At 45.9% G+C, this 12,045-nt stretch carries 8 protein-coding genes; all 8 read left to right on the forward strand.

Translation table 11 applies throughout. The features are described 5' to 3' along the window. Positions 1 to 3 precede the first annotated feature (3 nt). The gene (tssC, locus tag EH228_RS02065) at positions 4 to 1,503 is read left to right on the forward strand and encodes a type VI secretion system contractile sheath large subunit (RefSeq protein ID WP_152320041.1); all 1,500 of its coding nucleotides are present in this window, start codon (positions 4 to 6) and stop codon (positions 1,501 to 1,503) included. A 168-nt stretch (positions 1,504 to 1,671) separates the two neighbouring features. Beyond that, complete coding sequence (locus EH228_RS02070; RefSeq protein ID WP_152320042.1) at positions 1,672 to 2,157, forward strand: Hcp family type VI secretion system effector; 486 nt, start codon at positions 1,672 to 1,674, stop codon at positions 2,155 to 2,157. 142 nt (positions 2,158 to 2,299) lie between these two features. Further along, complete coding sequence (gene tssJ / locus EH228_RS02075) at positions 2,300 to 2,842, forward strand: type VI secretion system lipoprotein TssJ (protein WP_152320043.1); 543 nt, start codon at positions 2,300 to 2,302, stop codon at positions 2,840 to 2,842. Between the two features lie 3 nt (positions 2,843 to 2,845). Then, complete coding sequence (gene tssK, locus EH228_RS02080; RefSeq protein WP_152320044.1) at positions 2,846 to 4,192, forward strand: type VI secretion system baseplate subunit TssK; 1,347 nt, start codon at positions 2,846 to 2,848, stop codon at positions 4,190 to 4,192. After that, positions 4,192 to 5,562 (forward strand): type VI secretion system protein TssL, long form, encoded by a 1,371-nt coding sequence (tssL, locus tag EH228_RS02085; RefSeq protein WP_152320045.1) that lies wholly within the window; start codon positions 4,192 to 4,194, stop codon positions 5,560 to 5,562. The genes tssK and tssL overlap by 1 nt, the downstream gene beginning before the upstream one ends. A gap of 11 nt (positions 5,563 to 5,573) precedes the next feature. After that, entirely contained in the window at positions 5,574 to 9,392 is a 3,819-nt protein-coding gene (gene tssM, locus EH228_RS02090; protein ID WP_152320046.1) for a type VI secretion system membrane subunit TssM, read from the forward strand. 41 nt (positions 9,393 to 9,433) lie between these two features. After that, complete coding sequence (locus EH228_RS02095; RefSeq protein WP_152320047.1) at positions 9,434 to 10,087, forward strand: hypothetical protein; 654 nt, start codon at positions 9,434 to 9,436, stop codon at positions 10,085 to 10,087. 60 nt (positions 10,088 to 10,147) lie between these two features. Further along, positions 10,148 to 12,045, forward strand: a 1,898-nt coding sequence (locus EH228_RS02100; RefSeq protein ID WP_240116213.1) for a type VI secretion system Vgr family protein, incomplete at its 3' end; no start/stop codon positions are given.

The raw sequence follows: 12,045 nt of genomic DNA on the forward strand, positions 1-12,045 counted from the left end.
ATCATGTCTACTAAAGTAGAAAATAATAAGTCCGCGGTTGCCGCAACTACCACTTATAGTGATTTTAATTCTTTATTAAATAAAGAGTTTAAACCGAAATCCGATCAGGCTAAAGTTGCGGTAGAAAATGCCGTAAAAACACTGGCAGAGCAGGCGCTCGCCAGTTCTATTTCCATTGCCGATGATGCTTACAAAAATATCGCGAAATTTATCGCTGAAATTGATCGTAAACTGTCAGAGCAAATTAACCTGATCCTGCATCATCCCGAGTTTCAGGCACTGGAAAGCGCCTGGCGTGGTTTGCATTATCTGGTCTACAACACGGAAACCGATGAGAAACTGAAACTGCGTTTCATGGATATCTCGAAGGACGATTTAAGACGTAACATGAAGCGGTATAAAGGGATCGCATGGGATCAGAGCCCTTTATTCAAGCAAATTTACGAAGAGGAGTATGGTCAGCTCGGTGGCGAACCTTACGGTTGTCTGGTGGCTGACTACTTCTTTGACCATACTGCGCCTGATGTTGATTTGCTGTCGTCAATTGGCAAGGTCGCCGCTTCCGCACATGTGCCATTTATTACCGGCGCATCACCCTCAGTGCTACAGATGGATTCCTGGCAGGAACTGGCCAATCCGCGTGATCTGACCAAAATCTTCACGCAGAACCTGGAATATGCCGCATGGAATTCACTACGTCAGTCAGAGGATTCACGTTATATCGGTCTTGCGATGCCGCGTTTCCTGGCTCGTTTGCCTTATGGCATTCGTACTAATCCGGTTGATCACTTTAACTTTGAAGAGACGACTGATGGCGCCGATCACAGCAAATATGTCTGGTCGAATGCGGCCTATGCGATGGCAGTAAACATCAACCGTTCATTCAAACATTATGGCTGGTGTACGCTGATTCGTGGTGTGGAAAGTGGGGGAGTGGTCGAAGGGCTGCCATGTCACACCTTCCCGACGGATGATGGTGGCATTGATATGAAATGTCCGACAGAAATTGCGATTTCTGACCGTCGTGAAGCTGAGCTGGCTAAGAATGGTTTCATTCCGCTTATCCATCGCAAAAACACCGACTATGCGGCCTTCATTGGTGCTCAGTCACTGCAGAAACCGGCTGAATACTATGATCCGGATGCAACAGCTAACGCCAATCTGTCCGCTCGCCTGCCGTATATGTTTGCCTGTTCACGCTTTGCTCATTATTTGAAGTGTATCGTGCGTGACAAAATCGGTACGTTTAAAGAGCGTGACGAAATGCAGCGCTGGTTGAACAACTGGGTGATGAACTATGTGGATGGTGATCCGGCTAACTCTTCTTTTGAAACGAAAGCTCGTCGTCCTCTGGCCGCGGCTGAAGTGGTGGTGGAAGAGGTAGAGGGCAACCCGGGTTACTATCAGGCGAAATTCTTCCTGCGTCCACATTTCCAGTTGGAAGGTCTGACTGTTTCACTGCGAATGGTTGCCAAGCTGCCTTCACTAAAAGGCGTTGCGTAAAATAAGGCCAGTTAGCTTTATTAACAGGCAACAGACTGACCGAATATTGTTTTTATAATAGTGATTAACAGGGTTTTGCTAATTTTACATTTTAGTGAATGTCTCTGTTTTACCCGATCGTTACACAACGTGTAACGTCTTCAATTAGTGTCTAATAAGGAAATTATCATGGCACAAGATATGTTTATTAAAATAGATGGTATCGAAGGTGAATCACTGGATTCTTCACATACTAATGAAATTGAAGTCCTCAATTGGCGGTGGGATGTTGCTCAGCATTCTAATATGCATAGTGGTTCAGGTGGCGGTTCTGGTAAAGCAACGGTAGATGATTTTTGCTTCACTCACTATACCGATAAAGCCAGCCCTAACCTGCTGACCTATTGTTTGTCTGGTAAGCACATCGCTAAAATTGTTTTCGTTGTTCGTAAAGCTGGTGGTGATCCGCTGGAATACCTGACGATCACTTTTACTGATGTCATTATTACGAGTGTTGATATGACCGGTTCTTCTGAAGATGAATCTCGTCCATGCGAGCAGGTGAGATTTTCCTTCTCTGCAGTGACTCAGGATTATGTCATGCAGAATTCTGACGGTAGCAAGTCTGGTGTCATTTCAGCAAGCTATGACGTTAAAGCTAACCTGATAAGCTAATCGGCTTTCATGTTTGTGATAAAGCTTGCCAATCTCTGCGGATGGCAAGCTTTTCACCCAGCGAGCCTATCAGTTCTGGTAACAAGATATTATGGAGAAAGCGATTTTTAATCTCTAATCTGGTTGCCTGAGGTACCGCAAGATGCAGCACGAAAAAAAAATAACTAAATGTACTGAGAATATTATTCGCTATTGTATTATTTTAATCTTGTCATTTTTTTTGGTTGGTTGTGGTTTTTCCGCTCCAAAGCAGAAGAAGTCCGAAGCTATTAGTGTCAGTCTGAATGCAGCAGATGATGTTAACCTTAATACAGAAGGGGAACCTGCGCCTTTAAGTATTGTTATCTATGATTTGAAGTCGTTAGATATTTTTGAGAATAGCGATTTTTTCTCTATTGCTGATAATACAAATCCAGCGTTAAAAGAAGAGGCCTCAAAGATTTATGAGGGGATATTGAAGCCCGGCGAGACCAGAACAATTACACTTACACCGAGTAACGATGCGATTGCTCTTGGGGTGACTGCAGCCTATCGGGAGATTGATAAGGCAAGTTGGAGCGGAATTGTCGAGCTTTATGAAAAGCACAAAAAGAAATCCTGGTGGCGAAAGATCGTGTCGGGAGATTCCGTCACATTTAGCGTGCATTTTAACACATTAGCAATCTCAATCGATAAAACGGACTGACCGATGAGAACAAATAAAGTCGTTTGGAGTGAAGGACTCTTTCTGCGCCCTCAGCTTTTTCAACAGCAGGAACGGTATTTAGAATATTACGCACACAAACGTGCCGCGACTATCACGCCATTCTTTTGGGGATTCGCACACTATGATATTGATCTGGAAGCACTCTCCTACGGCAAACTTGTCCTGCGTTCAGGAGGGGGCGTGTTACCCGATGGCACTCCGTTTGATATTCCCGGCCATGCTGAATTACCTGAACCGCTGACCATCAGCCCTGACCATTTGGGTAAGATGATTTATCTGGCGGTTCCACTGCGGCTTGATAACAGTGATGAAACCATTTTTGATTCCAATGATTATGGTTCTCTGGCGCGTTTTTCTGCATTTGAAACGGACCTTAGCGATACCAATTCGATTCGTCAGGGGCCCAAGCCGGTGCAACTGGCGAAGCTACGCCTTAAATTAGTGGCTGAAAGCGAGATGACTGAATCCTGGATCGGTCTGCAGTTAACCAAAATCAGGGCCATTCAGCCGGATGGAAGTGTGTTGTTGCATGTTGAGGACCATATCCCTCCTGTTACCGGGTATGCCGCTAATCATTTACTGACTGAATGGCTTACTCATCTCAATGGTTTGGTAAAAATGCGAGCGGAGATGCTGGCTGAGCGTTTATCAAACAGTGATGGCAAAGCCAGCGGTAGTGCAGAAGTCGTTGACTATTTACTGCTGCAAATTTTCAACAAATATGAGCCAGTGCTGGACCATTTAAGGAACATTCCTGAGCTGCCGCCCATCATGTTGTACCAGGAACTGGCGACATTTTCCGGCGAGTTATCGACTTTTATTCGCACCAAAACGCGTCGACCTAAAAGTGCGCCGGGTTATGACCATGCACGGCTTTATCAGTCGATCCGACCATTGGTTGAAGAGCTACATGATTTACTGAATCAGATCTTGATCCGTGCCGGACAAATGATCGTTCTGCATGCTAAGGGCAATGGTGTCTGGTCTGCTTCTGTATTGCCAGGAGAACTGCGTTCTTTCTCGAATCTGGTTCTTGCGGTTAACGCTCAACTTCCCATGGATGTTCTGCAACAGCAATTTTCAGCCCAGGCCAAAATCAGTGCACCTCAGCAACTGCATGAGTTAGTCCGTTCGCATTTGCCAGGGTTGGTATTGCAAGCATTGCCCGTGCCGCCGCGTCAAATTCCATATCACTCTGGATATGTTTATTTTGACCTGCTTAAAAGTGGTCCTTTCTGGGAGAAGATCGCCGGAACGGGTGCACTGGCTCTTCATGTTGCGGGTGATTTTCCGGGGCTGAAAATGGAGCTTTGGGGAGTCAGAAACTGATGAGTAAAGTAGACCAGCCTGGGGATATGGACATTCCGAATCCGACGCAAATGCCCGATGAAACGTTAACGCCTCAGGCTCTGGGTAAGTTTTTGTTGGATGACCGGACGGGGTTTGATGCTCCAGGCGCGACAGATACCGACAGTTCTGACGATTTCGCGCTGGCCGGACGCAGCAATAAAAATGACGCTTCTTTAAAAAGCGAAGGGGTGCAGCAGCGCGTATTAAAAGTTAAAAAGGCTGAAAATCCTCTGCTGGAGGCTGTTCAGCCTTTGCTGCGTGCGTTGAGTGATATGCCGGAAAATATGCTGTCGCCTGATCATGCTGAGGTGTTGAAACGGAGCTTTAAACACGAAATTAATTTGTTCAGCATCGTGTGTGATGAGGTGGATATCCCATGGAAGAAAATGGCTATTGTGCGCTATTGCATTTGCACCGCCCTGGATGAGGCGGCTCACACCACAGCGTGGGGATTACAGTCGGGTTGGTCGCAAAGCAACATTCTTAACCATTTTGAAGGTGATAACGATGGTGGGAACAAATTTTTTCTGCTGATTGGCCGCCTCTCGATGAATCCCCATGAGTACGTTGACGTGCTGGAAGTGCTGTTGCGTATTCTGGGGTTGGGATTTGAAGGCCGTTACAGCATTCTGGAAGACGGTGATCGTCAGTTGACTAAGATCCGCCAGCGTCTGCTCACTATCATCCAGAGTACCAGGGATTCAATGCCATCGACCCTCTCTCCTCACGGGTTGGTTGTTCGGGACAAGAAGAAAAGAGAACGGCTGATTGTCCCGGTACGCGTGACATTCTTGTTTGCCGCTATTTTGGTGGCTTCGACCTATATCTGGTGCAAGTACTGGCTCTCTGTGCATGGGGTTGACCTGCAGCAACGCCTGTATGCCATTCAACGTATCAATGTGAATAAGCCGCCAGTGGTTGCCCGTCTGCGCCTGGCTGTGTTGCTAAAAGAAGAAATCAGCAAACAGCTGGTGAGTGTGGATGAGACCTCCATTCAGAGTAAAGTTGTCTTTCGCGGAGATTCTATTTTCCTTTCGGGATCGGACAAAATTATTCCTGATATGGAGCCGATTCTTCAGCGTGTCGCGAAAGAAGTCCATCGCGTCAATGGCAAGGTGGTCATTGTTGGTCATACCGACTCAATTCCTGTCAGAACGAAAATGTTCCCGAATAACAAAGTACTGTCAGAAAAACGCGCTGCAGATGTTGCCCGTTATTTTATTGCTGAGGGTATTGAACCAGCGAAAATAACTGTTCAGGGAGCGGGAGATAGTCAACCTGTCAGCAGCAATAAAGATCAGCAAGGGCGTGCGCAGAATCGGCGTGTGGAATTTTTTGTGACTTATTGATGAGTTAACTAATGTTTTATTTGAATAGAATTTTCTCGCGGCGCGTGACACGGATCATGATGATCATCGCCTTCTTCGCGTTGTTGATCGTTGCAATCTGGTTCCTGGGACCTTTTCTGGGGTTCGGAGAGACACGCCCTCTTGAAAGCATAGAAGCCCGTCTCATCTTTATTGTGCTGGCATTGCTGTGTCTTATTGGCCTCTGGTTTAATATCCCATTTTTCATGATTATGGTCGCTACGGCCTGCGTGATTGTCTGGGTCATTGGTCCTTATTTTTTCATTGGTAATGGTTATCCGCTGACGAGTATGGGGGCCAGGTTTACCGTCATCGGCGTTATCCTATTTTTGGCGTTGATTTACGGCACATGGAAATTACTGCTGGCATTAAAAAATAATCCAAAGTTACTGGATACATTATTTAGCAGTAAAGAAGTCAAAGACGATAGTCATGTTACAGAAGTTAACGCAGTAATTCGTGATGCGGTTAATTATATTAAAAAAAACCGTAAAAACGTGTCATTGTTGCAGCGTTTTTTCCTGCCGAAAAAGTCCCTTAACGATCTTCCCTGGTACATGATATTAGGCACTGAAGGCGCCGGTAAAACGTCGGTTATTTTATCTTCAGGGCAGAGTTTTCCGCGGCCAGAACAGCTGAACCGGGTCTGTAAAGAGAGTGTGCCAACGAAAAATTGTGAGTGCTGGTTTGCTAATGAAGCATTATTTATTGATACGGCCGGTAAGTATGTCGATGAAGCGCACAGCAACATGCCAGAGTGGAACGGGATCTTAAAAGCGATTAAAAAATATCGTCCCGTTAAGGCTCTGAATGGCGTGATTGTGACCGTTTCTGTCTCAGATGTGATGGGGCGCAGCAAAACTGAACTCTATGACCTGTCGGCAAAAATTCGTTCGCGTCTGGATGATACGCGCAAGCTACTGGGGGTCCGTCTTCCGGTCTATGTTCTGGTCACCAAACTGGATCAGCTCACCGGTTTTGCAGAGTACTTCCGTATCCTGACTGAACAGGAACGAGAGCAACTCTGGGGGGTAACGTTTCCTTATGGCGATGAGATGAAAACCTCTGTAACCGAACTGCATGCGCTGGTCGAGTCAGAACTTTCTTTGCTGGAAAATCGCATTGAAATAAACATGACCCGGCGCCAACAGGAAGAGTACGACAATGCCGATAGAAAGAAAATGTATGCATTGCCTCAGGATTTCAGAATGCTGGCGCAGAGTGTGACGGATATTCTACAGAATATTTTCTTTGCTTCGCGTTACGATGAAACTCACAATTGTACCCCCCTGCGTGGTATCTATTTTAGTAGTAGCCATCAGCCAGAAAACAGTGTGATGGTCAATAATAATACGTTGATGCAAAAATGGCGGAACTTCATTAGTAACCGAAGCCCGGATGTCATGGCCTATTCTGCTTCATTGCAGCAAGATGCAGACTTTCTGGTGAAAGATGTGGCTTATGGGCGTCAGTATTTTCTCAAGCAGTTATTTTCTGAAATCATTATTAAAGACGCGGATCTGGTTCGTCACAACCTTCGTGTTGAGTCAAAATACCGTTTCCAGAACTTCTTTGGTCACTGTTTATGTGCTGTTACCGGCATTTTACTGCTCAGTGGACTCTACCACAGTTACCACAATAATTGGGCTTACCTGGAGGCGATAGCGGTTAAGGTGGGCGAATTGGAAGGTGAAGTTAAGACCTTTCAGAAAACCACCAACCAGAATATGTTGCCGACATTATTACATCTGGCTCAGTTTCTGCCGGAGTTCGATGGTCTTGACGTGCTTAATCCGGAGATGGCGTACCGCTACGGGCTTTACGTTGGTAAAGATCTGGATCGGGATTCCGACAGTTTATATCACTTTTTCCTCAGAAAACTGCTTTTCCCTATGATTGAGGAGCAGTCACATCTCGCGCTGAAAAACGCGGTATTTAATCGTGATACGACGGAAATTTATAACACCCTCAAGTTGTATTTGATGATTTCAGGTCAGGGCGTATTCAACCAGGACTATCTTATTGCCGGGATCACTAAAGCCTGGGATAATTCGGGCAAAATTCAGCTGTATGAAGAACGAAGTATTTTCATGGCTCATCTCAACAAACTATTCAGTCATCCAGACTGGCGGCAATATGGTCAGCCGATGGATAAAGATTTAGTTATAGATGCCAGAGAGATACTTAATCGTAATCCGCTCAGCGCTCGTCTGTACGAGCGTGTTAAGTCTACAATACAGCCCGATGCGCCAGAAAATCTGACGTTAAGCAAAATGACTAATGAGGAATTCGGCCAGATTTTTACTGTTACTGATTCAGATATGGCTGACAAAGGTATTCCCGGTCTGTTCACTTATGACGGTTATCACCAGGTATTTAAAAAAAAGCTCAGCGGTATTTTACGGGAGCTTGACCAGGAAGATCGTTGGGTAATGGGAAATTCGCAGCCTCTGGTGCCGTTAAGGACGCTGAAAGTAGATCCGGCAGCTGGGATCGTTGATCCGACAAAAGATGCTCTGATGAAGCTTTATCTGCAAGAGTACACCCGGCAGTGGCAGCATTTTTTACAAAATATTCGCCTGAAAACTGAGGGACTGGATAACAACAGCATGGGGCTGTCATTTGATATCTATATGATGCGTACCCTGGTCTCCACCAATTCTCCCTTAATCAATCTGGCGAAGAGGGCGGTAAAAGAGACAACGCTGGCAGCGGATCTTCCGGATAATCTGCTCAAAGGGCAGCGTAGTATGGGAATAAATAGCCAGCTTCTTGATGCGACGTCAAAACTGAATCTGGCATTAGCGGCACACGAAAAAAAAATGCTCCGGCAGGATGTCGATAACTATTTCACTCCACTTCGTGACTTTGTCGGTGGGAGTGGTTCTACTGATGGGCTGGCTTCAGGGAGCAAGCTGAGTACCATCATGGGTGTGTTAAACGATCAGTATACGCTTCTGGTGCTCTCCGATAGCGCAATCAAAAATGGCAATCTACCTGTCGTTTCCGATGCTGGTCAACGATTGAGTGCAGAGTCTGGGGTCTGGCCCGATCCGTTCAAATATATTATCGCACCGTTGCTGAATGGTGCTTATAAACGGGTTAACCACCAGGTTGTCAGCAGCAGCAATAAGACTATCGCGGCCAGCCTGGGTGAGATATGCCGTAATACGTTACAGGGACGTTACCCTTTCGCTGATGTTTCTGAAGAGGTGAACCTCCGTGATTTTGAGCAGTTCTTTGCTGCAAATGGGGTGGTTGATGATTATTTTAAGAAAAATTTGATGGATAAAGTAGATACCTCAACCCGCCCCTGGCGTTATAAAGGTGATATTGATACGCAAGATTCTAAAGCACTTGATATTTTTGAGCAGGCAGAGGTAATTCGCAAAGCATTTTTCCAGAGTAATGGTACTAAACTGGGCGTGAATTACACGGTAACCATTCCTTACATGTCACCCTCTATTACTCAGGTGAGTCTGAATTTTGATGGCAATACGATGAGTTATTCTCACGGACCGGTAGTGCCAAAATCTTTCGCATGGCCTGGAAGTCGTTCTGAATCGGTTGTGAATATGAGTACTAAGCCTCGCATTACGCTAAAAGACAACGGTGTGACCCAAACAGGGCCATGGGCTTTGATGCGATGGTTAGATATGGTTGAAGATATTGAAACGTCCGCCACCGGACAGCCGATATTATTGTTTAACATGGGTGATCGTCAAATCAAGGTCGAGGTCACAGGACTGACTTATAAAGATGAATTGATCATCGATTTACTGAAGAATTATTCCTGTCCTGATGTTTTTTGAGAAAACAGTGGGTAAGCGTTTTAATGCCAGGGAAGAGAAATATGGATGTTTTCATCGCTGAAATTGGAAAAGGTTCTCGCCCGTTGTCCTTCTCTTTTTCAAAAAGATGGCTGAAAATTGGGGATATCCTATTGCGTGATGTTATCCCCAACATGGTAGTAACCTTACCTGGAAAGAGTTTGTGTACGACTCATCCGTGGTGCTTTGTTATGCCTGGGGATATAGGGGGTAAAAAATATTTCTATTTTGGTTCCTTTGTTAAAGGGATTAATCCCTCTGAAGAAAAACCCGTATTTGCTCTTTATACACGGGTTTCATACAAATGGCTTTGTGCAAATTTACAGTCGGAATTCCATGTCGCCTTTTGGTTGTCAAGGATGCTGATTGGTATTCAGAGACAGGATGGGGTTGTCAGTGACAAGGTGGCCTTAAAAGACTGGATAAAATCGTTACAACGCTCTTGTTCGCCTTTTTGGGAAGCCCTGGTGATAAATGAGCAACATAAATTCAGAAACCGCTCGGTATTACTGCTTTCTGAATTGAGTCCGAGTGAAGAAAAAATACATAGCGATAATGGGACTGAAATCATGCCATGGAAGGGATGGCCTGGCTGTATTCAAATGGACAGGAATGTATGGCTGTGGAGGCAAACCCGGTATGGAAAAATAATCGATTCACAAAGAATTTCACGGTAAGCAGGAAGGAAATAGCCTTTCCCTGCCACTCAGAACATTAATCATTTATCAGGTATTGATATGTCAAGGACGATTACTTTAAGCAGTTCGGCAATGCCTCTTTTATTGGGCGAGCCAGCCTTAGTACTAACAAAACTTGAAGGTGAAGAAGCCTATTCATCTTTATATACCTATACCCTTACTGTAAAGACTCCAGCTAATTATCTGATCCCCTGGCAGTCGGCGTCTAATATCGATATTAAGGCGTTGATCGGTAAGGAAATGACCGTAGAGATAGAACTCGATGGTAACGGATTTGATGAGCTACTGGGTGTCGGGCAGGGAACACGTGAAATCTCTGGACTGGTACAACGTGCCCGTTTCCTTGGGCGGGATGCGAATCAGGCTATTTTCGAAATTATCCTAAGACCTTGGTTGTATCTTACTGATTTAACATCAGACTTTAAAATTTTCCAGCAAAAGACAGTGGTGGAAATTATTGAAGAGGTACTCTCAGAGTATAATTTCCCGGTTGAAAAACGGCTGACGGCCACCTATCCCTCCCTGGATTTCCAGGTGCAGTATGGTGAGACCGATTTTAACTTCATCGAACGTCTGATGGAGGAATGGGGCATTTACTGGTTTTACGAGCATGAAGATCAGAAGCATAAGCTGGTGCTGGTCGATCATGTCGGCGCACATAAGCAGTCTGCCAGTGAGGCCTATCATGTTATCCAGTATATGCCTGAGACGCCAAAAGCCGATCAGGAATATATCAGTCGTTTTGAGTTCCAGGAAACGATCACTTCCGGTAAGTGGTACACCAATGATTATGATTTTACTAAATCACGTGCTGATATTTCGGCGATCGACAGTAAGCCCCGGCAGACCAGTTTCAATGAGATGGAACTCTACCATTGGCCAGGCGACTATGATCAGCCTGATATCGGAGAACAACTGGCTAAAATCCGGATTGAAGAACGCGGTGCAGTAGGTTCACGGGCTATGGGGTTTGGTGAATTGCGAGGTATCGCGTGTGGCATCAACTTTGAGCTGCAAGGTTATCCTCTGGAGAAAGCTAACCGGGAATACATGGTGATCTCCAGCCGTCTGGAAATTATTGAGATCAGCCAACTGACCGGAGCCGGTGAGTTTAGCTATAAATGCGAATTCACGGTGCAGCCCACCACTAAAATTTACCGTCACCCGCAGTTGGCCGTGCGTCCTAAAACCAGTGGTCCGCAAACCGCGGTGGTGGTTGGGCCTCCAGGCGAAGACATCTGGACAGATACCTATGGCAGAATAAAAGTACGTTTCCTGTGGGACCGCTATGGTGTTAACCGCGAAACGGACTCCTGTTGGATCCGTGTCAGCCAGCCGTGGGCAGGGAATAATTTTGGGGGTATTTGTATTCCTCGTGTTGGCCATGAGGTCATCGTTGATTTTATCAATGGCGACCCTGATCGTCCGTTGGTACTGGGCAGTTTGTATAATAATGTCACTATGCCTCCGTGGGATCTGCCAGAGAATGCAACGCAAAGTGGTCTGGTCAGCCGTACTGTAGGCGGTGGACGCACCAACTTTAACGGTATTCAGTTTGAAGATAAGCCGGGTCAGGAATATTACTGGGAACAGGCCGAGCGCGACATGTCACGTTTGACCAAACGTAATGAAGATCAAGTTATTGGGGCAAATTTATCCACAACGATCGGGCTTACCAGAAGTACTTACGTCGGGACTGATGACACTACAAATGTGGTCGGTAGCCAAAGCTTGCTGGTCGGCGTAAATCAGTCGACTAACGTGGTCGGCAACAATAGTCTGCTCGTTGGCGGAGGAGTGAACATTCAGGTTGGCGGGCCTCAGTCTGATATTGTCGCAGGCGCAAAAGGAATAAATGTTGGTGGGGTATTTGCTACCAATGTGGGGGGGGCGCATAGTCTGGCTGTGGGAGGGGCAAGTTCCACCACGGTGGGAGC

The organism is Erwinia endophytica (assembly GCF_009295515.1).
GTDB classification, from domain to species: Bacteria; Pseudomonadota; Gammaproteobacteria; order Enterobacterales; family Enterobacteriaceae; genus Erwinia; species Erwinia endophytica.

Excerpts from the sequence above, each read along its gene's own strand:
- tssC (WP_152320041.1), top strand. The coding sequence starts at position 4 with ATGTCTACTAAAGTAGAAAATAATAAGTCCGCGGTTGCCGCAACTACC.
- EH228_RS02070 (WP_152320042.1), top strand. The coding sequence starts at position 1,672 with ATGGCACAAGATATGTTTATTAAAATAGATGGTATCGAAGGTGAATCA.
- tssJ (WP_152320043.1), top strand. The coding sequence starts at position 2,300 with ATGCAGCACGAAAAAAAAATAACTAAATGTACTGAGAATATTATTCGC.
- tssK (WP_152320044.1), top strand. The coding sequence starts at position 2,846 with ATGAGAACAAATAAAGTCGTTTGGAGTGAAGGACTCTTTCTGCGCCCT.
- tssL (WP_152320045.1), top strand. The coding sequence starts at position 4,192 with ATGAGTAAAGTAGACCAGCCTGGGGATATGGACATTCCGAATCCGACG.
- tssM (WP_152320046.1), top strand. The coding sequence starts at position 5,574 with ATGTTTTATTTGAATAGAATTTTCTCGCGGCGCGTGACACGGATCATG.
- EH228_RS02095 (WP_152320047.1), top strand. The coding sequence starts at position 9,434 with ATGGATGTTTTCATCGCTGAAATTGGAAAAGGTTCTCGCCCGTTGTCC.